19 protein-coding genes are annotated in these 25,870 nt (G+C 66.6%); 9 read left to right on the forward strand and 10 right to left on the reverse strand.

What is annotated here, in order from left to right; genetic code table 11:
* Positions 1 to 151 precede the first annotated feature (151 nt).
* Together ASD15_RS11160 and ASD15_RS11165 are read right to left on the reverse strand one after the other, a co-directional pair.
* A complete protein-coding gene (locus tag ASD15_RS11160; RefSeq protein WP_057154933.1) occupies positions 152 to 1,018 on the reverse strand; it encodes a phage integrase N-terminal domain-containing protein in 867 nt (288 codons plus the stop codon).
* A gap of 1,345 nt (positions 1,019 to 2,363) precedes the next feature.
* Positions 2,364 to 3,143 (reverse strand): hypothetical protein, encoded by a 780-nt coding sequence (locus tag ASD15_RS11165; protein WP_057154934.1) that lies wholly within the window; start codon positions 3,141 to 3,143, stop codon positions 2,364 to 2,366.
* Positions 3,144 to 3,396: 253 nt separating this feature from the next.
* Between ASD15_RS11165 and ASD15_RS11170 the strand changes: the two genes are divergently transcribed.
* Genes ASD15_RS11170 through ASD15_RS11180 form a run of 3 tightly spaced genes read left to right on the forward strand, consistent with a single transcriptional unit; the run spans position 3,397 to position 9,285 of the window.
* Entirely contained in the window at positions 3,397 to 7,938 is a 4,542-nt protein-coding gene (locus tag ASD15_RS11170; RefSeq protein WP_057154935.1) for a CHASE domain-containing protein, read from the forward strand.
* Between the two features lie 2 nt (positions 7,939 to 7,940).
* Positions 7,941 to 8,375 carry a response regulator gene (locus ASD15_RS11175; protein WP_082551758.1) on the forward strand — a complete coding sequence of 145 codons (435 nt, stop codon included), beginning with the start codon at positions 7,941 to 7,943 and terminating at the stop codon, positions 8,373 to 8,375.
* On the forward strand, positions 8,368 to 9,285 hold the full coding sequence (locus ASD15_RS11180; RefSeq protein WP_057154936.1) for a diguanylate cyclase: 918 nt from the start codon (positions 8,368 to 8,370) through the stop codon (positions 9,283 to 9,285). Before ASD15_RS11175 ends, ASD15_RS11180 begins: the two co-directional genes overlap by 8 nt.
* On the opposite strand, the gene ASD15_RS11185 is transcribed toward ASD15_RS11180, so the two are convergent.
* Both ASD15_RS11185 and ASD15_RS11190 read right to left on the reverse strand, forming a co-directional pair.
* Complete coding sequence (locus tag ASD15_RS11185; RefSeq protein WP_157200899.1) at positions 9,282 to 10,037, reverse strand: hypothetical protein; 756 nt, start codon at positions 10,035 to 10,037, stop codon at positions 9,282 to 9,284. The genes ASD15_RS11180 and ASD15_RS11185 overlap by 4 nt on opposite strands.
* Positions 10,038 to 10,103: 66 nt before the next feature.
* A complete protein-coding gene (locus ASD15_RS11190) occupies positions 10,104 to 11,288 on the reverse strand; it encodes a GGDEF domain-containing protein (RefSeq protein WP_057154938.1) in 1,185 nt (394 codons plus the stop codon).
* A gap of 88 nt (positions 11,289 to 11,376) precedes the next feature.
* Between ASD15_RS11190 and ASD15_RS11195 the strand changes: the two genes are divergently transcribed.
* The 6 genes from ASD15_RS11195 to ASD15_RS11220 all read left to right on the forward strand — a co-directional run bounded on the left by ASD15_RS11195 (position 11,377) and on the right by ASD15_RS11220 (position 18,412).
* Positions 11,377 to 11,709: a helix-turn-helix domain-containing protein gene (locus ASD15_RS11195; RefSeq protein WP_057154939.1), complete on the forward strand. Its 333-nt coding sequence runs from the start codon at positions 11,377 to 11,379 to the stop codon at positions 11,707 to 11,709.
* Positions 11,710 to 11,717: 8 nt separating this feature from the next.
* A complete protein-coding gene (locus ASD15_RS11200; RefSeq protein WP_157200900.1) occupies positions 11,718 to 11,975 on the forward strand; it encodes a hypothetical protein in 258 nt (85 codons plus the stop codon).
* A 26-nt stretch (positions 11,976 to 12,001) separates the two neighbouring features.
* Complete coding sequence (locus tag ASD15_RS11205) at positions 12,002 to 12,748, forward strand: DUF4386 domain-containing protein (RefSeq protein WP_057154941.1); 747 nt, start codon at positions 12,002 to 12,004, stop codon at positions 12,746 to 12,748.
* 253 nt (positions 12,749 to 13,001) lie between these two features.
* A complete protein-coding gene (locus tag ASD15_RS11210; protein WP_082551759.1) occupies positions 13,002 to 15,584 on the forward strand; it encodes an MXAN_6230/SCO0854 family RING domain-containing protein in 2,583 nt (860 codons plus the stop codon).
* Positions 15,585 to 15,704: 120 nt separating this feature from the next.
* Positions 15,705 to 17,432, forward strand: a complete 1,728-nt coding sequence (locus ASD15_RS11215; protein WP_057154943.1) for a triacylglycerol lipase — start codon at positions 15,705 to 15,707, stop codon at positions 17,430 to 17,432.
* A 113-nt stretch (positions 17,433 to 17,545) separates the two neighbouring features.
* A complete protein-coding gene (locus ASD15_RS11220) occupies positions 17,546 to 18,412 on the forward strand; it encodes a T6SS immunity protein Tli4 family protein (RefSeq protein ID WP_057154944.1) in 867 nt (288 codons plus the stop codon).
* Here ASD15_RS11220 and ASD15_RS11225 read toward each other — a convergent pair.
* The 6 genes from ASD15_RS11225 to ASD15_RS11250 are packed head-to-tail and all read right to left on the reverse strand — an operon-like array spanning position 18,409 to position 25,749.
* On the reverse strand, positions 18,409 to 20,331 hold the full coding sequence (locus ASD15_RS11225) for an MFS transporter (RefSeq protein ID WP_082551760.1): 1,923 nt from the start codon (positions 20,329 to 20,331) through the stop codon (positions 18,409 to 18,411). The genes ASD15_RS11220 and ASD15_RS11225 overlap by 4 nt on opposite strands.
* Before the next feature lie 13 nt (positions 20,332 to 20,344).
* Positions 20,345 to 21,442, reverse strand: coding sequence for an N-acetylglucosamine-6-phosphate deacetylase (locus ASD15_RS11230; protein ID WP_057154945.1), 1,098 nt, complete (start codon positions 21,440 to 21,442; stop codon positions 20,345 to 20,347).
* Positions 21,443 to 21,445: 3 nt separating this feature from the next.
* Positions 21,446 to 22,213, reverse strand: coding sequence for a DeoR family transcriptional regulator (locus tag ASD15_RS11235; RefSeq protein ID WP_057154946.1), 768 nt, complete (start codon positions 22,211 to 22,213; stop codon positions 21,446 to 21,448).
* A gap of 35 nt (positions 22,214 to 22,248) precedes the next feature.
* Positions 22,249 to 23,670 (reverse strand): D-tagatose-bisphosphate aldolase, class II, non-catalytic subunit, encoded by a 1,422-nt coding sequence (locus ASD15_RS11240; RefSeq protein ID WP_200953956.1) that lies wholly within the window; start codon positions 23,668 to 23,670, stop codon positions 22,249 to 22,251.
* Positions 23,667 to 24,626: an ROK family protein gene (locus ASD15_RS11245; RefSeq protein WP_057154948.1), complete on the reverse strand. Its 960-nt coding sequence runs from the start codon at positions 24,624 to 24,626 to the stop codon at positions 23,667 to 23,669. Before ASD15_RS11245 ends, ASD15_RS11240 begins: the two co-directional genes overlap by 4 nt.
* Entirely contained in the window at positions 24,613 to 25,749 is a 1,137-nt protein-coding gene (locus tag ASD15_RS11250; RefSeq protein ID WP_057154949.1) for an SIS domain-containing protein, read from the reverse strand. Before ASD15_RS11250 ends, ASD15_RS11245 begins: the two co-directional genes overlap by 14 nt.
* Between the last annotated feature and the right edge of the window lie 121 nt (positions 25,750 to 25,870).

Consider the following 25,870-nt stretch of genomic DNA (forward strand, 5'->3'; position numbering starts at 1 on the left):
TCGCCACTTTTTCACCGTATTTTTCGCTCGCTGAACTTGAATTGCCCCTACTGAGCAAGCTTTGAGCCGCTAAAAACTCAATTGTTCAGCGGCTCCCTAGTACGCAAGGTCGGGCCAGCATTGCCCAAAAAGGCCTGCTTCAAGTCATAGGTCATCTACCTAAATAAATCGAAGTGACCTGTTCGCGGAAATGGCCCATCTCCGCCGACACCTGCAGCCGCACAGCTTGATCGATCGTTTTGCTGGCCGCATCCAGCTGTTTGGACGTGAGCCCGCCACTCGCGGGACTTGCCCAGCCGGTCAACTCGGCGTAGCGCCGCTGGGCATACTCATGCCGCAGCCCATGCACGCCATGGACGCCCGCCTTGTCGCATTGCGCCCGGAAGCGGTTCAACTGATCCCGATAGCGCATCTGCGCCGGGATCAGGCTGCCTTTCCCCGCGAGGGTCTTGGCCGCATCCAGCACGGCACGCTGCTGCGCAGTCGTAATCGGCACCTCCCGATATTTGCCGCCTTTGGTCCAGCTATCCTGCAGCCGCAAGACGCTTCCGCAGTCGGCCCACCCCGGCTTGATCTTGATGCTTTCCTCGCGCCGTAACCCAAACGCGGCCTGCAACTGCAAGGACATCCGGGTATAGGGATCCGTCACGCGGGCGAGCATGTCGGCATCGAGCACCTTGGCCTTCGACACATTGGTGACAAACACGCGCTCCGCGATGCCATACGCGTCGTTGGTGCGCGCAATGATGTTGTCCTTACCGATCTTCTCGGCCCACCAGCGCAAGGCGCTCATGCGGTTCTTGAGCGTCCCGGTGCTGATGCCGTCCTGCTTCCATTTATCGAGCAGCGCCGCCACATGTTTCGGCTTCAGGCTGTCCGCACTCATATGCCGGAAGCCCCGTTCCGCCAGGTCGTTCGCGCACAGGTTCAACAAGCGCTCGCGGTCGGCCTGCGTCGCAAAGCTGCCATCGCGGTTGCGGTGACAGAGCTGTTTGAGCTGGTAGTTCAAGTCGCGCATGGCAAAGCCCTCCCTTCGATCTCTGGTTTCAACATCAATGCCGCATGGTGTAGGTTTGTCAGGTAAGTGTTTCTGGCCACCCGTACTGCCGCAGCAGGACAAGTTGAACTAGGGCCTCGGGACACCACTCCCGTGTATGCGGTTGCCGATACTGCTTGCCTGCGCCGCATGCGCTTGTGGCACCGCTGCGCGGTCCCGGAGGGAACTGCCGCAGCGGGGACCAATCACCCAAGGTCCATGGAGTGCACCTCGTGCACGGATCAAACTCCAACAACCAAGCCCGAAGCGGGCCGAGGGAATCGCAAGGCTTGCTTGCGATGGAGGCGCTTGGCCTCGTCTCTGAACACCATCACGCGGAAGTAAGCCGCTTGCCGCCTGAGGCTATGCCGTCGGCGGCGCGTCGTCACTGGCAGCACACCGCCAGTAACGACGCGCATGCTCGCATCCGTGACAATCACCTTTGGTGACGCCGCTATCGCACGGTGTGCGACGGTCGCGGCGATTTGGAAGCGCCCGCGTTGGCGGTTCGTGCGCGATGCTGGCCGCCAGCGATACCGCTGCTGGTAGTGCCGGCCAATCGCGCAGAGTGCAACGCAGGGCTTTGTCGCGGCCCGCTATCACGAGGAGCTGGCGGGCCAATCCAGGCAAGGAGCTTGCCCTTGCCATGCGCGCCGCTTGGCGCTGATCGGGAGCGTATGCTTCCCGGATTCTGTGGCGCGAAGTTCAGGCCACGGTGCCGTGCAATGACGGCTTGCTTTGCTGGATAACGTAGACGCGCTTGGCGTCCGGTATGGAGGCGGGTAACGACCGCAACGCCCATGATTTGCATGGGACCACGCTCGATAGCGTGGGGGTGGGAGCAATCCCTCCACTTGAGAAACTTCATTCTAAGCCGGGCGGCGGCGTTTGCAAGGGATTCGCAGTGGGCACTGTCCGAAAGCTTCAATCGCGGAGCACCTGAAGATGTGGCGGTATCTTTGGCGGTATTTTTTAAAAAGTGGCGGAAATCTCCCTCTGCAGTGCGGTTCCGGTCAGCGCACCAGTAGGAAGAAAAAGGGTTGTATGCGCGAGCATGCAGCCCTTTTTTCTTTTTAAATTGGCGGCTTTATGCCAGCATCGGGCATGAGCACAATCTACCATTTCAGTTTCTGCAAGGACTGGCGCACGGCGCCGCTGGCGTTCTGGGTCCATGCGCCGGTTAAGGGAATGGAACAGCAGTGTTATCCGCCTTTTCCCAGCCGATTTCCACTAGCAGACAGGGGCTGAGCCCATCCGATCCGCTTGATCCAGTACCTTTTCATCGTGCTAGCTTCAACAGCCAGGGCCAGCTGAGTTGGCGCGTGGCTTACCGATAGGATTGCAGTATTTTTTCCAGTATCCCGCCTTGCAATAGCCGCTGCTGGGCCAGTTGCAACTGCGCCAACGTCACGCTGCTGTAGTGGGTTCGTGCGCAGTACAGCGAGAAACGGCTCACCGCCAGCGGCGCCAGCGCCAGCCTGGCCAGGCGCGGATCGTGCAGCTTCAGGTAGGCGAAATCGAGTGTGCGCATGACGGAGACGTCGGTGCGCCCGGCCAACTGCTTGGCCAGTAGCGCCGCCTCGGACGGCGCATCGTCGCGCCACGCGCTGCCGGCGTCGAACAGCGGCGCCAGCTTGCGATACTGGTAGCCGTGCACGGTGCCGATGCGCTTGCCGTGCAGGTCGGCCATGCGCTGCACGGGCGCTGCGTCCGCATTGCCGATTATGCGCTCTTCCACTTCCATGAAAGCCTGAGGCCACTCGTACTGGGCGGCGAGTTCGGCCGGCAGCCATTCCGGGCTGACGAAGCAGCGCAAATCCACCTGGCGGTTGGCCACGGCCTGGTCCTGCCGCTTGCGCGGCAATACCAGGTTCACCGGCGTGCGCCCTAGTTCAGCCGCCAGCGCATCCTGCCATTTCTTGATGATGCCTGGCCCCAGGGCGCTGCGTTGCCCCGCCGTGCCCGTGCGGGGCTGCGCCAGCGGCATGCCGTGGCCATCGACCACCAGGAAGCGCAACGGCGGCAGCGGCGGCGCGGCGTGCAGGGGCGCGACTGCCAGCAGCAGTAGCGGGCTGCGCCATAAGAAGGCGGGAATGGCTTTCATCATTTCATTCTATGCCAGCGGTGAGCGCCGGACTTATTTCCTTTTGCTTAGCCAGACTATATGACAGGCCATGTACCTTTCGGCCTGCCGTTGCTGTAGGCCAGAATCATGAATGCGGCCCCGGCCCGCACATTAATGTACCGCGCGCATGTGTTCCTTTTTTGCTATTTGGCATCAATTCCAGCAGCGGCGGTGATAAGCTGGCGCTACCCACCGGAGGATGAGCTTGAAGCGGATGCCCTTTTCATCTTTGCTGATGATCAACATTGCCTTGGCGCTGGCCTATTACGTCGCCGCGCGCCTGGGGCTGCTGCTGGCTTTCGCCTCGACCAACGTGTCGCCGGTGTGGCCACCCTCCGGCATCGCCTTCGCCGCCTTGCTTCTGCTGGGTTTTCGCTATTGGCCGGGCATCCTGCTGGGAGCATTCGCGGCCAATTTCGTCGAATTCGCCGTCAATGGCACCTTGAGCGGCGTGCCGGCGTTTGCCGCGTCGCTGTCCATCGCCGCGGGCAATACGCTGGAAGCGCTGTGCGGCACGTGGCTGCTCCGCCGCTTCGTTGGGACAGGGCCGCTGCTCGACGAGCCGAAGCGGGTCTATGCTTTCGTGGCCGCCGCCGCCGTCATGTCGCTGGTCGGCGCCTCGGCGGGCATGGCCAGCTTGCTGGTGTCCGGCGTGGTCCCGCTGCAAGCGCTGCGGCAGGTGGGGCTGATCTGGTGGCTGGGCGACGCGGCCGGCATCCTGGTGGTCACGCCGTTTATCCTGGCGTGGTCGCGGCGTCCCTGGGCTGGGCGCTGGAACGCGCGGGTGGTGATTGTGACCGGCGCCGGGCTGCTGGTGCTGGGACTGGCCTTGCATCTGCTGTTCGGCCGCCACTATGACGCGGTGCAATCGCACCGGGCGCTGGCCCTGCTGCTGTTGCCCACGGTAGGCTGGGCCAGTTTCCGTTACGGCATGCGCGGCGTGACCTTGCTGCTGTTGCTGCTGAACGGCGCCGCCGTGGTCGGCACCACCCAGGGCCTGGGCCCCTTCAGCACCGGCGCCCTGAACGATGCGCTCTCGTCGCTCGAGGTGTTCATCGCCCTGAGCTGCATGGTGGGCATGGTGCTGGCGTCGGACCGGGAAGCGCACTTGCGGCGCCCCGGGCAGGCCCGCGAGGCACTGCGGCGGGCGAACCTGCTGTACTTGTTCCACTGGTCGGTGCTGTTCGTGTGCCTGGCGCTGACGATTCTGGTGTGGCACTCGGTGGCGAACGGCACCGAACAGCGCGCCAGGGACCTGTTCCAGGCCAAGGTGGAGGATATCCGGCGCCGCGTTTCGGAGCGCATGGAAACCTATACCCAGGTGCTTACCGGCGGCAAGGCCTTGTTCCATGCGTCCAGCGCGATCAGCCGCCACGACTGGCACGAGTATGTTTCCAGCCTGGACGTCGGCACAAAGTATCCGGGTATCCAGGTGCTGGGCGTGGCCGAGCGCGTCACGGACCGGGAGCAGATCGCGCGCAGGATGGCGGCCCAGGGGCTGGCCGGCTACCGGGTGTGGCCGGAAGGCGAGCGCGACAGCTATGTCCCCGTCGCCTTCCCGGAACCGCTGGATGCGGTGAACGCGCGCGCGCTGGGCTTCGACCTGCAGTCCGAACCCGTGCGGCGGGCCGCGCTGGAGCGGGCGGTCGAGAGCGGCGCGCTGGCCACCAGTGGCCGCGTGACCCTGGTGCAGGCGGCACGCAAGACGCCGCGCGCCAGCTTCCTGATTTTCGTTCCCATCTTCCGCAACGGCGCGCCGATCGCCACGCCGGAGCAACGCCGCCAGGCCATCGAGCGCTTCGTGTACGCGGCCTTCCAGATGGACGACTTGATGCGCGGCGTGTTTCCCAGTCCGGTGCCCAAGGTGGCGCTGGAAGTGTTCGATGGCCAATCGACCTCGCCGGAGGCCAGGATCTACTCCGACGCGGCTGGCCCGGGGCAACAGCCGGCTTATCTGCATCCCTACTCGGGCGTGGTCAGCGTCGGCGTGGGCGATGCCACGTGGACGCTGCGGGTGACCTCGCGGCCCGAGTTCGAGTCCGAAATCGACCACGACAAGGCATTGATCGTGCTGGTGGCGGGCATGATGATCAGCCTGCTCTTCTTCAGCGTGGTGCGCGCATTGACCGCCAACCGGGAGGAGGCGATCCAGCGCGCGCTGGCCATTACCAGCGAGCTGCGCCAGTCCGAACGCAAGTTCGGCACCCTGGTCGAGTCGGCGATCGCCTTTTCCATCATTTCCACCGACATCGACGGCGTGATCGAAGTCTTTAGCGTGGGCGCCGAACGCATGCTGGGCTATGACACGGCGGACATGGTGGGGCGGCAGACCCCGGCGCTGATCCATGTTCCGGAGGAGATTGCGCGGCGCGGCGCGGAGCTGGGCCGGGAACTCGGCCGCGAGGTCTCCGGCTTCGCCGTGTTTGTCGAGCCCGCGCTGCTGGGATGGGAGGAGAGCCGGGAGTGGACTTATGTGCGGCGCGATGGCAGCACGCTGCCGGTCCGGCTGACCGTGACGCCGATCCGCGACGAGCACGGCGCCGTGACCGGCTTCCTGGGCATCGCCAAAGACATCACCGCGCAAAAACAGACCGAACAGGACTTGCGCGCGGCCAAGCAGCGGGCCGACGCGGCCAGCGAGGCCAAGAGCCAGTTTGTCGCCAATATGAGCCATGAGCTGCGCACGCCGCTGAACGCGGTGCTCGGCCTGGCCGAGCTGCTCAAACGGACCGAATTGAGCACCGAGCAGCACCGCGACCTGGACCTGATCCGGCAGTCGGGCAACACCCTGCTCGGGATCCTGAACGACATCCTCGATTTTTCCAAGGTCGAGGCCGGCAAGATGGAATTGTCGGTGGCGCCCTTCAATCTGGACGCGCTGCTGGCGGCGGTGGCCGTGGTGATGGGCGTCAACGCCGGCAGCGCCGACGTGGAGCTGCTGATCGACGCCGACCCGGCGCTGCCGGCCATGCTGCTGGGCGACGCGCTGCGCCTGCAGCAGGTGCTGGTGAACCTGACCGGCAACGCCATCAAGTTCACCGCGCACGGCAGCGTCGCGCTGCGGGTGCGCGGCACGGTCTCTGCGGCGGGGCTGGCCGCGCTGCGCTTCGAAGTGCACGACACCGGCATCGGCATGTCGCCCGAGCAGCTGGGCCGGCTGTTCTCGGCGTTCACCCAGGCGGACTCGTCGATGACGCGGCGTTTTGGCGGCACCGGCCTGGGCCTGGCCATTTCGCGCCGCCTGGTGGAAGCGATGGGCGGCGAGATCGCGGTGGAGAGCCGCGCAGGCGCCGGCAGCGTGTTTACCGTGACGCTAACGCTGCCGGTGGCCGGCCAGGAGGAGGCCGTTCCGGCGCAGGCCGGGGAGCCCGGCGCCGCCGTGCCGGCGGTGCGCCTGTTCGCCGCCAATGCCGCCTCGCACGCGGCGCTGGCGCATGCGGTGCAGCGCCTGGGCTGGCGCGTCCATGCGGCGGACCTCGCCGAAGCGGACGCGCCGGCCGCAGGGATAGTGCTGCTGGACGGGCGGGACTGCGCGGGCGGCGGCGCGGAGGCCATCCTGCGGCGTTTGCGCGGCGGGCCGCCGGCCATCGTCATCGCCCTGTTGAGTTGCCACGAGCGCGCCCGCCTCGAGCCCGGCCTGGCTGCGCTGGGCGCCGATCTGTGCCTCGACAAGCCGGTCACCGCGGCCAGCCTGGAGGCGGGCGTGCGCAGCGTCACGCTGCGGCGCCGGCAGGGAAGCGCGGCGCGCAGCGCGCCGGCGCCGGCCGCACCGGCGCCGCTGAGCGGCAGGGTGCTGCTGGTGGAGGACAATGAGCTCAATCAATACATCGCCAAGGCCATGCTGTCGGCGCTCGGCCTGACCGTCGAAGTGGCCGGCAACGGCCAACTGGCGCTGGACGTGCTGCGGGCGCGGCCGGACGATTTCGCGCTGGTGCTGATGGACGTGCAGATGCCGGTGATGGACGGCTTTGCCGCCGCCAGCGCCATCCGGCAGCAGCTGGCGCTCAGCCTGCCGGTGGTGGCCATGACGGCCGGGGTCATGGAAAGCGAGCGCAACCGCTGTGTCGCCGCCGGCATGGATGATTTCATCGGCAAGCCTGTCGTGGCGGCCCAGCTGCGCGACGTGCTGCAGCGCCACCTGCCCGCCGCCGCACCCGCCGTGCCGGCGCAGCCGGCGCCGGTGCCGGCCGGGTCCAAGGTGTTCGACATCGGCGCCTTGCTGGGCGCCATCTCCGGCTATCCCGGCCACATGCAGACCATCACGCAGCTGGTCCGCGCCTTTGTCGATGGCGGCGCCGCCCCGATCGACAGCGCCCGGCAAGCGTGGCAATCCGGCCACGGCGAGACGGCCGCGCGGACCCTGCATGCGGCGCGCGGCGGGGTTGGCACGCTGGGAGCGCAGCGCTTTGCCGCCGCCAGCCTGGCGCTGGAGGAGGCGCTGGCGCAAGGCGACGCGGCGCGCATCGACAGCCTGTTCGCACTGGCCGCCGCCGAGTTCGAGGCGGCGCTGGCGGCGGCCGGCGCGTGGCTGGCCCAGCAGGCGGCCGATCCCGGCGAGACAGCCGGGGCGGTCTCGCCGCAGGCGCTGGATTTGTTCCGGAAGCAGCTCGCTGAGTACAATGTGGCGGCAGTGTCCCATTACGACCAGATCCACCAGGCCTTGCTGCAGGAGCTGGGCGCTGAACGTGCGGCCGCCTTGCGCTGGGCCATGGACCGGCTGGACTTTGAAGCGGCCCTGGCCGTGCTGGCGTCGTGCGACATGAGCGCGGAGGGATGAGGATGGAAACAAGCAAACCTGCCAGGGTGCTGATCATCGATGACAACGAGCTGACCCGCACCGTGTTGCGCATGATCATCCAGGGCAACGGCTACGACGTGGTCGGCGAAGCGTCCCTGGCGGAAGCCGGCTTGGAGCGGGCGCTGCAGCTCAAGCCGGACATCGTCTGCCTGGATATCCAGATGCCGGATCGGGACGGCCTGGAAGTGCTGGCGTCGCTGGTGGCGCGCTTGCCCGGCATCGGCGTGCTGATGGTGAGCGGCCAAAACCAGCAAGGCTCGGTGCACGCGGCGCTGGCGCGCGGGGCGCTGGGCTTCATCATCAAGCCGTTCAACAGCGGCACGGTGCTGGACGCGCTGAGCGCGGCGCAGAACGCCATGCAGCAAGGACGCACGCGGCGCTACGACGCACTGCAAGGGAAGGAAGAGCATGACTGAGCAATCGGCAGGACGCGAGCTGATCCTGATTATCGACGATACGGTCGAGATGGTGAGGCTGTTGAGCGCCATGTTGCAGGGCGAAGGCGATATCGTGTTCGCCTTGAGCGGCGAGGCCGGCCTGCGGCTGGCGCGCGAGCGGCGCCCGGCGCTGGTGCTGCTGGATGTGCACATGGCCGGCATGGATGGCTACGAAGTGTGCCAGCAGCTCAAGGCCGACCAGGCCGGCGCGGAAACGGCGGTCATCTTCGTCACCGCCAACCACAGCATGGAATGCGAGGTCCGGGCCCTGGAAGCGGGGGGCGCGGACTTCGTCACCAAGCCGCTGAATCCGCCCGTGGTGCTGGCGCGCGTGCGCACCCAGTTGCGCTTGTGGCGGCAGCGGCGGGCGCTGGCCGAGCTGGCTGGGCGCGACGGCCTGACCGGCTTGTACAACCGCCGCCATTTCGATACCCATGCGGAGGCCGAATTCGCGCGCCACCAGCGCCACGGCCTGGCGCTGGGACTGCTGATGATCGATATCGATCATTTCAAGGCATACAACGATCAGAACGGCCATCAGGCAGGCGACGCCGCCCTGATCGCCGTGGCGGGGGCGTTGCAGCAGTGCGCGCGGCGCGCCGGCCACTTTGTGGCCCGCTACGGCGGCGAGGAGTTCGTGGCGCTGTTGCCGCTGGGCGATGCGGCCGGGGTGGCCGGCTGCGGCGAGTCGCTGCGGCAAGCGGTCGAGCAGCTGGCCCTGCCGCACGCGGCCTCCGCGGCGGGCGTGGTGACCATCAGCGCAGGCGGCGCCGCCTGCGTGCCGCAGCCCGGCGCGACCCTGGCCGGCCTGGTCGCGGCGGCGGACGCGGCGCTGTACCAGGCGAAGCAGGCCGGACGCAACTGCGTGGTGCTGGCCGAGCGCCGCTAGCGATGGCCGCTTTCTTCGCTGCGGTCGTCCGCGAGCGCGGCGGCGACATGGCGCGCGATGGCGCCGCTGGATTTCATTTTCGACAGGACGCCCGCCAGGCGCGGCGCCAGCATCGCGTGCCGCTGGTGCAGATAGATGTAGACCGGCGTGTCCTGCACCAGACCCGCGTTGTAAATGCCGCCGTAGCGATGGTGCAGCCGGGCCAGCTGCCGCTGTCCGAACTCTTCCAGGTCGACGAAGATGTCGGTCTGGCCCAGCGCCACGTTCTGCAGCCCGATCTGGCTGTCGACCACCGAGGAAATCTGCTGCGGCGGCAGCACCTGCTCGAGGCGCGCCTTGAAGGTGACGTAGCCGCTGCGGTATTCCACCCGGTAGGCCGTGCCTTTCAGGCTATCCCAGCCGGTGATCCTCAGCCCGGGGAGGCGGGTGAAGGCGGCCACCCGGAACGAGAGCAGGGCTTCTTCCACCCGCACCAGGTTCGGGTGGCTGTCGGCGTAGGCGTAGGCCCGTCCGACCTCGCCGTCGATCTTGCCGGCGTTGGCCTCGATGGTGCCGCGCAGCGGTGGAAACATGCGCACTTCCGCGCTCATGCCCAGTTGTTGGAAGGCGTCCGCGCAGATCAGCGACAGCACCCCGGGCGCAAAGCTGGCTTCCTTGGGGAAAGGGTGGGCCAGCACGATGGTGTCGCCCGCACTGGCCCCGCTGCCGAAGAACAGGCTCGCGCACAACGTCAACAAGACGGCGGATCTCACGATCGCTCCTGGTGGGAAATGGGGATGCAGACCTTGCTTCCATTCTACTCCGTAGCGGATTGCTAGTTACGTGGCCGCAGCCTGCCTGCCCTCATCAGCCTGGATTCCCTTATACATCTCGCAACCGCTCTTGCCGTTGCGCTTCACGTGGTACATGGCCTGGTCGGCACACTGGATCAGCTCGGAGAGGCTGTTGCCGTGCTGGGGATACAGGCCGATGCCTATGCTGGCGCCCAGCCTGTGGCTTTGCCCGTTGACCTGCACCGGCAGGGTGAGCTGGGCCAGCAGTTTCCTGGCGATCTCCGCCGCCTGCTCCTCGCTGTCCAGCTGGGTGGCGATGACGACGAACTCGTCGCCGCCCACGCGCGCGCAGATGTCGGTGCTGCGGGTGTTGCCCTTGAGGCGGGCCGCCACGGTTTTCAGCACTTCGTCCCCCGCCGCGTGGCCGGCCGTGTCGTTGATGGGCTTGAAGTTGTCCAGGTCGATGTAGAACACGCCGACCACCTGGTGCGGACGGGTGGCGAGCACCAGGGCCTGGTCGAACAGGGTGTTCATGTAGCGCTTGTTGTTGAGCCCTGTCAGCGGGTCGAGGAAGGCCAGGTCGAGCGCCTTGGCCTCGGCCTCGAGCAGGCGCGCCTGGAACTGCGCCAGGACCGCGGCCAGCAGCGACAGGTATTGCACCAGCACCAGCACCGTTCCCAGCACAAAGCCGTTCCGGAACCAGCTGGGGAACAAATACAGTATCAGCGGCGCGGCCAGCCAGTGCGCGGCCAGGGCGATGCAGGCGGCCGCCGTGATGGCCAGCGGCAGACCGGGGAACTCGGCGCGTTTTTTCAAGATGAAGCGGGCCATGCAGAGCATGAAGCCGGCATTGACCAGCGCATAGCCGAGCGTGCGCGCCCAGGCGGGAAAGTCGGCGCCCAGCGCGAGGAACAGCCAGGCTTCGGCCGCCAGCGCGGCGGTCCAGAACCAGCGCATGCCGGCGTCCAGGTTCAGGAAGCGCACCAGTCCCGTCATCAGGAAAGGCTTTTCCAGCACGTTGAACACCACGTACACGGCGATGGCCAGGCGCTGGTCCGCCATGGCCAGCAGCACGAACAGGCTCAAACGGGCCATCAGCGCGCAGGAGATGGAAATGGCCCACCAGCCGGCCCCGGAATTGGTGCGGGGCACGCGGCTGATCCAGAGAAACAGCAGGATAAAGATGAAGTAGGTGGTGCTGCCGAATGTATGCACGATTTCGTACGACATCGCCGGTCCCTCCCGATGACTTGCATAACTGAATCTTACCTCATTGAATTTGCTTGACCTTATGTCATGTGTCAGATATTGTTGACAGGTGAGCGCAAACAAACATCCCCTTGAAGGCGACCGGCTGCTGGCGGTATTGGCGGCCTTGGCCAACCCGCACCGGCTGCGCATCATCGCGGCGCTGGTGGCGGGCGGGCGCAACTATGTCAGCCAGCTGGCGCGCGAGCTCGGCATCAGCCGGCCCTTGCTGCATCTGCATCTGCAGAAGCTGGAAGACGCCGGCCTGGTGGTGAGCCAGATGGAAGTGTCGAAGGATGGCAAGGCGCTCAACTATTTTGAGCCCAGCAGCTTTTGCATCGAACTGTCGCCCGCGTCCATCGCGGAGATGGCCAAAACGCTCCAAGTCCACAACGAACAGTAGGGGTTGCCATGTCTGAAAGCATATACCTGTTGACGATCTGCCTGCCGCTGGGCGCGGCCGTGATCATCTTCGGCATGAAGTATTTCTCGGCGGCGTTCGCCGCCCGTGCCCGCGCCGACAGCGACGCGGCCTACAGCGCGCTGGCCGAGAAGGCGGTGCAGGCGCAGGCGGCCCAGCAAGCCGCCCTGGCCGCCATGCAGGCGGAAGTGGCCAAGCTGTCTTCCAGCCTGGCGTCGGTGGAAAAAATCCTCAAGCAAGTCGAATAATCCGCAGTCTCTCACCGGGAGCAGATATGGACGGCAGTAATCCGATACACCCGCCGCGCGCAGCGCTGCAAACCTATGCGCGGCTGGGCGGCCTGTTGTACCTGGTTATCATCGTCATCGGCTTGCTGGGCGAGACCTTCATCCGGGGCACGCTGGTGGTGGGCGGCGATCCGGCCGCCACCGTGCGCCGCATCCAGGCATCGGAATGGCTGTGGCGGCTGGGCGTGGCGGGGCAGATTGTGCTGCTGGTGTGCGCGGTGGCGCTGACATGGATCTTCTACGTGCTGCTGCGGCCCGTGAGCAAGAATCTGAGCCTGCTGCTGGTGCTGTTCGCCATCACCTCGCTGGCGGTGGAAAGCGTGAGCGCGCTGCAGCTGCAGGCCATGCTCGATACGCTGGCGATGGCGAAATACCTGAAGCCGGAGGACTTGCACCAGTTGCACACGCTGGCCTACCTGACGGTGGTGTCGCACGCCCAGGCGTTCGGGCTGGCGCTGGTCTTTTTCGGCGTCGAAATCCTGATCGTCGGCTACCTGATCCGGAAGTCCGGCTTCATCCCCAAGAGCATCGGCGTGCTGATGCAGGTGGCCGGCGCCTGCTACCTGATCAACAGCTTCAGCATGGTGCTCAGCCCAGCGCTGGCCAGCCTGCTGTTCCCGGCCATCCTGCTGCCCGCGCTGGTGGGGGAGGGCGCGTTCTGCCTGTGGCTGCTGATCAGGGGCGCGGCGCCGCAATTCAGTTTGGTCAGCGAGGCTTCGCGCGAACTGCCGTAAAACGAGGCAGGAGGATGCGCGAAGAAACGATCCATCTTTCAGCACGCGACCAGGGAATCTTTGCGCGCGCCTTGATAGAACCATGTCCCAGGTCCGGCAGCACTTTGCAAAGGGCGCTTGCTTGCCCGACTGGGTGTAAAAAGTTTGAAACGCCGTGCGGGATCGGTTACGATGCCAGCAGAGAAGGCTTAGGCCGGACTTCCTTCTACCTCCGATTCAGTCTGGCCGCTTCCCTTCTCCACTTTTTCGCACGATGACAAGCGGCTACTCCGCAACCGATTCCTTACTGCTGCGGCGGCATGCCCAGGTCTGCGTTTCCCCGGGGACGGCGAGCGTTCCGGACTCTTGTCTGGAAGCGTTCGAAGTCAATCTGGCCGGGGCTGGATACGCCGTCTCTTCATCGCTGCGGGAGCGTTTGCGCACGCGCACGCCCCAGGAGCTGGGCGCGCTGCAAGCGCATCTGTTTGAGGTCCTGCTGGCCAAGGTGGGCGGCCAGCACAAGCACGTGCCGCTGTTCCGGCATTTTCCCGACGGCGTGCCGGACGACACTTTCGACCTGTGGTGCCGCAAGGTCTTGAGCCACTTCATGCAGGCGGAAGGCCAGCCTTGCCTGCACTGCGGCCAGACCAGCACGACGCACGTGCTCAATCCGTGCCGCCACGTGGTGTGCGACGCCTGCTTCGACGGCAGTAACTATTCGGCTTGCCCGGTATGCGAGCAGCATGTCGACACGTCATCCCCCTTTTTCAAGCCGGCGCCGGAGCGGACCGGATCAGGTGCGCCCGCCATCCTGGCACTGCTTACGCTGGGCGAGTCGCTGGAGGCATCCGCGCGGGAGCTGTTCCTGTCCCTGTGCGTACGCAAGCAAGTCCTGTCGCCGGTGGATAAGGATGACTTCACCGCGCTGGTCCGGGACAGGGGGGCAGCAGTCCTGGACTGGCTGCCCGCCGAGATCCCGGTGCGTGAAAATGTGGCCACGTTGTTCGGCGAGCTGCTGAAACGGATGCCGGCCGAACCCGTCCTGGCTGCGGCGCGACGCTACTTCAGCAGCGCCACCGACGTCGCGCGCCTGATCGCTGCCTACTCGGATGCGGATGTGGCGCTGCAAGGCCAGACCGTGTACCGCGCGCGCAAGACCGCCGAATTGCGCGGCATGGCGAAGTACAAGCATATGTTTTCCGCCTGGTCTCACTGGGGCCAGCAGCAGTCGATACAACTGCCGGTGCTGGTCAAGCGCTTCAAGGTGGCAAAGCTGGGCCGCCCGCTGCGCCGCGCCTTGCTGGCCTGCCTGGAGAGCATGAACCCGGATGCCTTGACCGAAGACATGCTGCGCCACCGTTCGTACTGGGTCTGGTTGGGGGAGTTCTTGCATCCGCATGAGTACCGCGCGCGTTTCCCCAACACGGCGCGGGCCTTCGAGGTGGTGCGCAAGAAGGCTCCTGATGGAACCCGGCCGGCGCCGTTCCAGGGCTACTATTCGAAGCTTGAAAGCGCCGCCCTGCGGCAAGACGCAGGAGGCATGACCGCCTTGCTGGCGCAGCGTCCCGGCGAGCTGGCGCGCCGCTTCGACCATGCGTTGCGGGTGGCGGGCAGCGACGCCGGTGCGGTCGATTGCCTGCTGGCGGAGCTATCGGCCGCCGCGCCGCGCCTGGCGACCCCGGTGCTGCTGACGCTGTGTTCCTTGCTGCCTACCCGCGCGGTGGCCGGCAGGACGCGCGTCTACTGGCCGAAAGGGAAAGTCAGCAAGGGCGTGTTCGCGCCGGATGAGCGGCCGGCATTGCCTGCATGGGCGATTGAGCGCGCGCTGGCCGTGCTGGAAAGCGAGCTGCTGCGCCGCTTCGCCGGGAAGGAGCGCTTTCCTGTGTTCCTGATCGATACCCGCCTGAAGGACGTCATGGTTCCCTTCAACGAGCGCACGGCGAGCCGCTCGGCGATCCAGATGCCCAGGGGATCGGCCATGGACGTGGCGCTGGCGGGCACCATGCGGTTGTTCCTGCACTGGTGCGAGCCGCAGTCGGGAGGCAGCGTCACGGACCTCGATCTCTCGGTGGCGTTCTATGACAAGGACTGGCGGTTCTGCGGAACCTGCTCGTACTACCAGCTGAAGTTCGATTCCGCCAGCGGCGGGGAGATCGCGCGCAGCGCCGGCGACCTGCGCAGCGCGCCTTATCCCGGCGGCGCCACCGAGTTCATCGACATCGACTGCGGGCGCGCGCAGGCGGACGGGATCCGCTATGCCGTGGCCGTGTTGAACAACTATGCCGGCATGCCGTTCGAGCAACTGGAGCATGCCTACGCAGGATTGATGCAGCTTGACGATCCCCATGGCGCGCACTTCGATGCGAGGGCGGTCAAGCTGAAATTCGATCTGCAGGGCGAGAACGGCATCTTCATGCCGCTGGTGCTGGATTTGTCCGCCCGGCGGATGCACTGGCTGGACGTTTATTCGAAAGGCGAACTGGCTTTCAACAATGCCGACAGCTCGAATGCCGCCATCACCGCCATTTGTCCTACGCTGATCGGGTACTTTGCCAGCGGTATCCGGCCCTCGCTCTACCAGCTCGTGCTGCTGCACGCCGCTGCCCGCGCGGACCGCGTCGTGCTGCGGGGAGAGCAGGATGCCGTCTTTGAACGGCGCGGCGGCGAGGACGGCATGGCTTTCCTCAAGCGGCTGCGGTCAGGGGCCGGAGCGCCTTGCGCGGCCTTGCCGGACGACAGGCCGGTCTGCGCAGCCCTGCTCGAGGGCGACATAGCACTGCCGGCGGGCAGCCAGGCCTATATACTCCAACCCGGCATTAGCGCCGGCACCCTGTCGCCGGCCGATTTCCTGTCCTGAGCCCGGTGCGCACGCTAGCTCAGCCGCGCGGCACAATTTTTTTGAATCGCGTAAATTATGTAGAATTAAACAACTATGCGAGCGGGGCGTTAATAGCATGATGAAAGTGAGACGGGACTGATGGCCAGCGTGCCTGATGAAATCGAGCGCGGCCAGCAATCGATACCGGATGCCAAGGGCATGCCGACATTTACTTGGCAGACCACCAGCTCCCTGCTGGCGGACGCGGTCAAGCTCACCATGCCGCCGTCGCACATTTTGCCCATCATCTTTGTGCCGGGCATCATGGGCTCCAACCTGTCCAGCACCGACGGCGACGAGGTCTGGGTGCTGAACAAGACCGCCGGCGCGCCGCTCGGCCTGGCGCTGATGTGGGCCAAGCGCGGTTCGGGCACGCGCCAGAAAGTGCTGCACCCGAAACGCACCCAGGTCTACCGCGAAGGCGCGGTGCCCAAGAAGGGCGTCGGCACCATCCGCGACAAGGCGCATTTCATCCAGCGCGGCTGGGGCGAGGTGTCCGAAGCCAGCTATCACAAGTTTCTGCTGTGGCTGGAGCAGAAGATGAACGCCGAAGGCTACGACCCGGCCTACTGGGACGACTTCTCCTATACCTCCGTGAGCGCCACGCCCAAGCCGGGCGAGAAGCCGCCGCCGCGCAAGCTGCCGCCCGGGATCACGATGGACATGAGCGGCCTGCCGCGCGTGGCCGAGGACGACCACTTCACTACGCCCATCCTGTCGGACGACCTGCTCAAGCGCGCCAAGTGCCGTTTCCCGGTGTACGCCTGCGGCTACAACTGGCTGGCCTCAAATACCGAGGCGGCCGACGCGCTGAAGGAACGCATCGCCGCAGTCATCGCCGAGAACAACAAGGGTGCGTACAAGTGCGAGCAGGTGATCCTGGTGACGCACTCCATGGGCGGCCTGGTGGCGCGCTGCTGCGCGCAGCTGGACGGCATGGCGGGCAAGATCGCCGGCATCGTGCACGGCGTGATGCCGGCGGTGGGGGCGGCGGTGGCGTACCGGCGCTGCAAGGTCGGCATGCGCGAGGAAAGCTTCGCTGCGGGCCTGGTGATCGGCTCCAACGGGCGCGAGGTGACGGCGGTGTTCGCGCAGGCGCCGGGCGCGCTGCAGCTGCTGCCTTCCATCGAATACGGCCCGCACTGGCTGAACATCAAGGACGACAAGGGCCACCCGGCCGAACCGCTGCCCAAGGCCGATCCGTACGCGGAAATCTACCTGGAGCGCTCCGCGTGGTGGGGCCTGGTGCGCGAGGAATGGCTGTCGCCCAAGGACGGCCTGGCGATCAAGTGGAACGAGTTCGCCAAGAACGTCAAGCTGGCCAAGGCCTTCCACGACGAGCTGGCGGGCCAGTACCATGCGCAGACCTATGTGTTCTACGGCGGGAAAGTGGGCAATGGCGATGGCTTCGACAGCTTCGAGAAGATACACTGGAACATGAAGCGCGGCATGTCGCCGGGCGGCAAGGCGCCGGACCTGGCCGGCGCCCTCGAGTACGGCCACGACAAGGTGCGCACCGACGGCAGCAACAAGCTTTACATGGGCGGCCAGACGGAATACATGCCGGACTATTCGGGCTACGGCGCCGGCGGCCATGTGTATGAAACCAGTTTCTACGAGATCTCCTGCGGCATGCAGGACGGCCACGGCGACGGCACGGTGCCGGCCAGTTCCGGCAAGGCGCCGCGCAAGTCGGGCGGCGGCAATATCAAGCAGCAGTTCAGGCTGAGCGGGTTTGAGCACGAGCCGGCCTACGGCGACGCCATCGCGCAAAAGGTTACGCACTACGCGATCACCAAGATCGCGGCTATCGCAAAGCTGGCATGAAGAAAATACTGATATCGGGCATGGCCGTCCTGCTGGCGGCGTGCCCTTTGGTGGAGGCTAAACCCGTGGCTATCAGCAAGGAAACCCGTGCCGTGTGCATGGGAAGGCATCAAATGGAACTGCCCAAGGATTTCGAGCAGGCGATGGGATCGTCGTCGATCTTCACGCCGCCGGGCTTGACGGATGCGGGTGCGCCGATCGACGTGAAGGTGAAGGCTGCCGCAGTCGATGCGGCCGAGTTCCAGCGCCAGGTTGAGCTGCGCCGCGGCGCATTGCTGGCGGCGCAGCGCAAGGCCACCAATGTGCTGAAGGAGGTCATCCGCGTCAGCAAGGAAGCCACCATCTTCCGCGTGATGGAAATCGACGACGCGTACAACGACGAGCTGCATCTGCTGCGCGACGGCGTCTACATCGTGGCGTCCACCGATTCGTACGAGAACAGCTACCAGAAGGCCGAGGCGCGGCTGCTGGAGTTTGCCGGCCATGTGGAAAAGGCGGGCGATGGGCCGAACGCGCCGAAAGGCTTTTGCCTGGGGCCGGTGGTGGTAAACGGACGCTATGCGGGCGAGTACGGCAAGCTGAGTTTCCGCAGCAAGGCGGCGCCGGATGTGCAGGTGTCGGTGGTGGTGGATACCTATGCGCCCGATGAAAGCAAGTCGCTGCTGCAGCGCGTGAGCGGAGGCGATTCGCTGCTCACCCGCATGGGCGCGCACCCCAAGGTGTTGCGCAAGGGCGAGCTGCAGGTAGCCGGCATGAACGCGCAGGAGTGGCTGGCGTGGATACAGCCGGAGGACGACAGCGCGCGCAAGCAGTACAGCTTCGCGCTGGAGACGCGCCGGCCCGCGCCGGGGCCGCTGCAGCCTTCGCTGCACCTGGAATTCGACGCGGGCAAGCGCGGCGAGAGCGGCTTGAGCCAGGAGCAGGCGGTGGCGCTGTGGGACAGCGTCAGCCGCAGCATCCGCCCGCGCGCGGGGAACTAGGCGGAGCGCCTGCGGTCGAAGTGCGCTTCGATCGCTTCCAGGGTTTTCCCTTTCGTTTCCGGCAGCAGGAAGGCGGCGGTCAGGAAGTACAGCACCGCGCAACCGGCGCCGTAGAAGAACATGGTGGCGTAGCCGTGCTGGCCCACGGTGGGCAGAAATACGGCCGCAATCACCGTCGATACGAACTGGTTGATCAGCAGGGCGATGCTCATGCCGTTTGAGCGTATGCGCGTGGGCATCAGTTCGGACAGCGCCAGCCAAACGCAGACGCCGGGGCCGACCGCGAAGCTGGCCACGAACAGGAAGATGGCCAGCGCCACCTGCCAGCCGTGCGAGACGGGCGGCACTTGCGCCAGGTAAGCCTTGTCGATGCGCAGCGGTGCGTTCACGGCGTCGGCCGGGTTGGCGAAGGGATTCAGGTGCAGGCGGCGGAAGAAGGCGCCGATAACGCTGTCCGGCTGCACCGTATCGCCGCGCGTCATGCGCAGTTCCAGCAAGGCCGGGTCGTCGCTGCGGCGCGTCTGCACGTTGGTGAACGGGCCATAGGCATAAGCCACCACCAGCTGCTGCGCAACGCCGCCCGGCTGGGCCGCGCCGTCTTTCTCCGCGCCGCCCAGCGCGCGCAAGGTGGCGCCGTCGAGGCGCAGCGCGAGGCTGTCGTCATGAATGCGGGTTTCGACGGCGGCGCGCACGTCTTGCTGGCCGGATTCGGCGCTGCGGAACAGCAGGCCGGCCGCCAGCAGGGCGACCACGATGCCGCCGCTGCCCAGCATCAGCAGGAATTTGCGGCCTTTGCGGTCCACCAGGACCACCGCGACCACGGTCATCACCGCGTTCACCACCTTCAGGCCCACGTCGGCCATGTTGGCGGTGGCGCCGGACAGGCCGGCCTGGTTCAGGATGTTGACCACGTAGGCCAGGATGGAGTTGATGCCGGTGGCTTGCGTCAGCGCGAGCACCAGGCAGGCCAGCAGGAAGGGCAGCAGGTAGCGGCGGCTGAGCAGCGGATCGCTGGCGGAGGCGGCGTTGGCCGGCGCCGCCCATGCGCCTGCGCTGCCGCCGCCGGCATCGGCGCGCGCATCTGCATTGGACGCGGCGGCGGGATCGGTAGCCGGTGCGGCCTGGGCTTGCAGGATGTCGCGCAGCTCGGCTTGCGCTTCGGCGGCGGGACGGGTGCGCAGCAGGGAGGCCAGCGCCGCCTCGGCGCGGCCACGGCGGGCCAGCCAGCGCGGCGACTCGGCCAGCAGCAGCGCACCGGCGGTGAAGACCAGGCCCGGCAACAGGCACATCCAGAAAATGCTGCGCCACGCATTGTCCTTGGCCGCGAACACGGTGGCGGCGCGCTGCGCTTCCGGCAGCGCCTGCGCTGCGGCGGTAACAGCATCCACCGAATGGGCTTGCGCCAGGCCGATCACGGCGGCGGCCACCAGGCCTATCGTCAGCAGCAGCTGGAACAGCGCGGCGCCCCGTCCGCGCTGGGAGGCGTGCAGGCACTCGGCCAGGTAGAGCGGCACCACCACGCCGATCAGGCCGCCGCTGACGCCTTGCAGCAGGCGGCCCAGCAGCAGCGGCGTGTAGCCGTCCGCCAGCGCGATCAGCGGAATGCTGAGCGTGAACAGCAGGCCGGACAAGGCCATGGCCCAGCGCCGGCCGATCAGGTCCGCCAGCGCGCCCGCGAACAGCGAGGACAGCACGGAACCGAGCAGCACCGCGGCCACGATGAAACTGAGCTGCTGCGCGCTGAGCTTCCACGCCAGCGAGGCGGTCGACTCGAGGTAGGGCAGCGCACCGGCGATGATGCCGATATCGATCCCGTACAGCAGGCCTCCCATGCCGGCGATGAACAGCATGAAGCGTTTGGCGCGCGTCGGGGACGCGGATTCCGCGGATGCGGTTGCGGCTTGCTGGGCGATGGACATCGTGGCTCCGTGACTAGTTTGGGGAAAGGTCGATGGCTTCGCCTTCGACGTAGACGGCAACCGGCCGCAGCTCGGCGTCGAGCACCACCATGTCGGCCCAGGCGCCGGGCGCCAGGCGTCCGCGCTGGATTTCGCCGAGATAGTCGGCGGGGTAGAGCGACAGGCGGTGGGAGGCGTCGGCCAGATCGAGGCCGAGGCCGACGAAGTTGCGCAGCGCCTGGTCCATGGTCAGTACGCTGCCCGCCAGCGAGCCGGTGGCCAGGCGCACGCAGCCCAGGCACTTGAACACGCGCTGCGTGCCCAGCGCATACTCGCCGTCCGGCATGCCGGTGGCGCTGGTGGCGTCGGTCACGCCGTACAGGCGCGGAATGGTGCGCAGGGCGCTGCGCAGTGCGCCGGCGCTCACGTGCATCAGGTCAGGTATCACTTCGGCGTATTCGGCATGCGCCAGCGCGGCGCCCACCATGCCGGGGTTGTAGTGGTCCATGCCGGTCATGCCGTTGAACAAGTGCGTGAAGCCGGAAACACCCGCGTTCAGGGCGGCCACGCCGTCCTCATACGTGCCGGCGCTATGGCCGATCTGCACGCGGATGCCCATGGCCTTCAGTTGCGGTATCAGTTGCAGGTGGCCGTCAACTTCCGGCGCCAGCGTCAGCACGCGGATCGGTGCGACGCCGTTCAGGCTGCGCACCAGCTCCATGCTGGCCACCATTACGTCCGGCGGCTGCGCACCCAGGCGATGGAGGTTGAGGAAGGGGCCTTCGAGGTGCACGCCGAGCATGCGCGCGCCGCCCGTGGGACGTGCGGCGATCACGCCGGCCAGCCCGGCCAGTGCACGCCGTATCGACGGTTCCTTGGCGGTGAGCGTGGTGCCCAGCAGCGAGGTAGTGCCGTGGCGGGCATGGGTGCGCGCTACGGTGGCGCCGGCGTCGCCGCCCTGCATGATGTCGACGCCGGAGGCGCCGTGCACGTGCAGGTCGACGAAACCGGGCAGTATGGTCAAACCATTCTGGCCTGCGGCAGGATCTTCCTGTATTTGCTGGATGCGCTGGCCGAAGCCGATGCTGCCTGTGATCCAACCTGTGGGGGTAAGTATTCTGCCGTGTAGCACGCTCTATTCCGCTATAAGTAATTCGATGCCAAGCTCGCGCAGCCCCTGGCTGTACTCGGGGCTGATGCTGGCGTCGGTGATGACGGTATGGACCTGGTTCAGCTGCACGATGCGGTGCAGGCTGACGCGGCCAAACTTGGAGGCGTCCGTGAGGACGATGACTTTTTTCGCGCGCTCCACCATTTTCTGGTTCAGGCTCGCTTCCGCTTCGTGGTGCGTGGTCACGCCGAACTGCAGGTCGAAGCCGTCCACGCCAAGGAACAGCTTGTCGAAGCTGTAGGCCTGCAGGCAGGCTTCAGCCTGCGCGCCCTGGATCGACAGCGACTGCTTGCGCAGCAGGCCGCCGGTCATGATCAGGTCCACGCCCGGCGCGCTGGCCAGTTCCCATGCGATGTTCAGGCCATTGGTCAGCACCGTCACGTCCTGCGCTTCGTGCAGGTGGCGCGCCAGCGAGATGGTGGTCGTGCCGGAATCGATGATGATGTTCTCGCCCGGCTGGACCAGCGTCGCAGCCAGTGCGCCGATGCGGTCCTTCTGCTGCTGGTTGAGCGCATCCTTCTGGTGGATGGTCTGTTCCGAGACCGCCGTGCGGGTCAGGATGGCGCCGCCGTGGCTGCGCGTGGCCACACCCTGGTTTTCCAGTGCGCTCAGGTCGCTGCGGATGGTTACCGCGGACACGCCGAACTGCTCCACCAGCGGCGTCACCTGGACGGAGCCGTGTTGGGTCAGCATTTGCAGGATGGATGCGCGGCGTTGGCTGGTATTTCGCATGGTGGCGTCTCGGTCGACTTTAAAAAACGTCGAGCTTACCAGATCGATGCGGGGCCGGTGGAGGCCTCGGCCGCCGCAGTTGCCATTGCTGCCGTCGCCGCTGCGGCGGGATCGGCAACGGCATCGGCCGCGTTGCGGTTGCAGGCGCGCGCATACTGCGCCAGCAGGCGGCCGATCTTGTGCTGCACCAGCGCTCCGGCGCCGGTGGCCAGCTGGCCTTGCAGCACCTCCAGGTACTGCTCCGGCAGATGCTGGCTGAGCAGGGATAATGGAATCTCCAGCGCGTCCAGGTTGGCGAACAGCTTGTCCACGGCGGCCAGCACCGGCGCTTCGCCCCAGTAGTAGCGGCAACGGTCGCTCAGCCCGTAGCGGCGCAGCAGGCGCTGCTCGGCGCTGCTGCCCGGATAGTGCTTGCTCCAGTGGCGCGGCTGCGCCAGCATCACCTCGTCCAGCACCTGCATCAGGCGCGAGCACTGGCCGGCCGGCACCAGTTCTTCTTCGATGCGGCACAGCGACAGCATGGCTTCGCGCAACGCGAACGTGGCGGCGGGGCCGACCTTCAGGATGGCGAAGTGGTCGCGCACCATCTGGTGCAGCGCCGTCTCGCGCTGGTAGTCGGTAGAGTGGGCTTCGAACACGAGGCCCGGCTGGTCTGCCACGAAGTCCGACAGCGCCGCCGCTTGTCCGGCGTTGTAGTGCTGGATGTGGCTGTGGTCGAAGTCCACGCCCGGCTGCACCACCATGGCCACCACGCGGCGCCAGGCCGCGTGCAGGCCGGCGTCCAGGAAGGCTTTGCGGTGCACGTCCAGCGTGCGCGCCGCCGCTGCGGGCGAAGTGACTTGGCCTGCTTTGGCAAGCTCCGCTTCGCCGCCGGGGATGGGCACTTCGGTGCCGATCACGTATACCGGCGGCGGCAGGCCTGCCTGTCCGGCGGCCGCCTCGGCAATGATGGCCAGGCGCACCGAGCGCGCGGCGATGGTGTCGTCGCTGAGGATGGCCGGGTCGTCGGCGCAGCGCATGCTGCAGTCGAGGTGAATCTTGTGGAAGCCGGCTGCGGCGTAGGCCGCGATCAGCGTGTCCGCGTTCTGCATCGCTGTGGCGGCGTCCAGGTGCTGCCAGGCGTTGGGGCCGAGGTGGTCGCCGCCCAGCACCAGCATCTCCAGCGGGAAGCCTTCCTCGCGCGCCATGGTCTTCACGTAGTCGTGGAACACGGCAGGCGTCATGCCGGTGTAGCCGCCGAACTGGTCCACCTGGTTGGAGGTCGCCTCCACCAGCAGCAGCGTGCCGTAGGCTGCCGCCACCTTCATGGCGGCGCGCAGCACCAGCGGGTGGCTGCAGCAAACGCTGTACAAGCCGGCCGCCGCGCCGCGCCGGTGGGCGGCAATGACTTGCTGGATGGGGGAGGAGGGTGCAGGAGCGGTCATGGTATTCACGCAGTCGGTTGATGATGAAGTCATTGCTTGGCCAAAGTCTGTTTAGCCAGCAGGGCCGCGCCGCGCGCGCCGCCGGCGTCGCCGAAGCGGGGCGGCAGGATGGGCGGCACCTGCACGCCGGCGAACAGGTGGCGCCGCATGGCCGCTGGCAGGCGTTCGTACAGGTGCGCCAGCTGCGACAGGCCGCCGCCCAGCACGATGGCGTGCGGGTCGAGCGTGATCACCAGCGTGGCCAGCGCGTGGCCCAGCAGGTCAAGGTGTACGGCCAGCGTATGCTCGGCAATCTTGTCGCCGGCCCGGGCGCGCGCGGCGATCGCCAGTGGCGGATCGCCCACGCCGTCGCTGCCGCCGCCGAAGTGGGCGTGCAGCCTGCTCATGCCGGGGCCGGACACGTAGCGTTCCATGCAGCCGCTGCGCCCGCACGGGCAGTCGAGGATGGGCACGGCGTGCTGGATCAGAAGCGGCGCCGGCACGGGCCAGTGGCCCCATTCGCCAGCGATACCGTTCATGCCGCGCAGCAGGCGGCCTTGCACACAGTAGCCGCCGCCCGCGCCGGTGCCGATGATGGCGCCGAACATGCTGGGCAGGCCCTGCGCCGCGCCGCCCTGCGCTTCGGACAGGGCGAAGCACTGGCAGTCGTTGCCGATGGCGATGGGGCGCTGCAAGGCATCCTGCAGGGCCGACACTACCAGGCGCCCGTTCAGCGCCGGCACGTTGGAGCTGACCTGGCGGCCGGTGGCGCTGTCGATAATGCCGGGCAGGCCGATGCCTGCGGGGGCGCGCATGCCCAGCGCCGCGTCGCCGCGCTCAAGCAGCGCGGTCATGGCATGCACGAAGGCGTCGAAGTCGGTGCCCGGCGTGGCGATGCGTTCACGGTGGACTTCGGCCAGGCCGGAGTCGCCGTCCTTGAAGGCTACCAGCTCGATCTTGCTGCCGCCGATATCGATGCCGTGGTAGCCGCGCTGTTCAGAAGTCGTCATGGCGGTAAATGGTGACGCCCTGGACGACACGGTTGACCGTGCCGCCGGTGAATGGATTGTCGGGACGCAGTTGCAGCAGCGCCGACTGGTGCAGCGCGTATTGCTGCGCCATCAGCAGCCACAGTGGCGCCAGCCAGGAGTCGGGCCAAGCCGGGGTGTCGACGCCGATATGCGCACCGGTTCCTACCGTCAGGCAGCGGCCCGCCACTTTTTCGCGCTGCAGCTCTTGCAGCAAGTCCTGTTCATACTTGCGCGCCAGCGGCTTGGCGCTGCGGAACATTACCACCAGCGTGTCTTCGTTCAGCATGGCTTTCGGGCCATGGCGGAAGCCGAGCGGGCTGTTGGCGACAGCCAGCACGCGGCCGCCCGTCAGTTCCAGGATCTTCAGTGCGGCTTCCTTCGCCAGCGCTTCCAGCGGACCGCTGCCGAGGTAGACCACGCGCGACACCGGCTGCGCGCCCAGTGTGGCCAGCGGCGCGGCCCAGTCGCGCAGCGCTTCGTCTGCCAGCGCGGCCAGTTGCCCGATGCGTTCCAGCTGCGGTTCGCGGCCCAGCACGGACAAGGCGGCCAGCAGCATGCAGGTAAAGCTGCTGGTCATGGCGAAGCCGCGGTCGCAGCTGGCGGTGGGCATCAGCAGGTTGCACACGGAGGGATCGTCCGCGCCTTGTTTGGCCAGGTGGCCGTCCGCATTGCAGGTGATGTTCAGGAAGCGCGCGCCGGGCACCAGGTCGCGCAGCAGGCTCACGGCCGCCGTGCTTTCAGGGCTGTTGCCGCTGCGCGCGAAGGAAACCAGCAGCGTCGGTGCGTCCGTTTCCAGGTACAGCTCCGGGTGCGTGAGCAGGCTGGTGGTGGCGACGGCGCGCACTTGCGCAGGCCATGCGGCGTTCAATTCGTCGGCGATGATTTCGCCCGCATAGGCGGAGCTGCCGGCGCCGGTGAGGATGACGCGCTGGCGCGGATCGCTCAGGCAGTCGCCCAGGAAGGCCGCCACGCGCGCCTGTTCGGCGGCCAGGCCGGCGGCCAGTTCGCGCCACATGGCCGGCTGGTGGGCGATCTCTTCGGCGGTGTCGAGGCCGCCAATGTCACGCCAGTCTTGAGGAGCACGCTGCAGTAGGGTAGTCATCGAAAGAAAGAATAGGTTGGAGTCGTAGAAATCATAAGGTGAAAATTTCGAACTGTCAAATACGAAAGATAAAAGAAAGTTGTAACGCCGGGTAACGTCGCGTTTCGCGCGGTTCCTGTGT

Origin of the sequence: Massilia sp. Root351 (genome assembly GCF_001425045.1) — a bacterium.
Classification (GTDB): domain Bacteria; phylum Pseudomonadota; class Gammaproteobacteria; order Burkholderiales; family Burkholderiaceae_D; genus Rugamonas.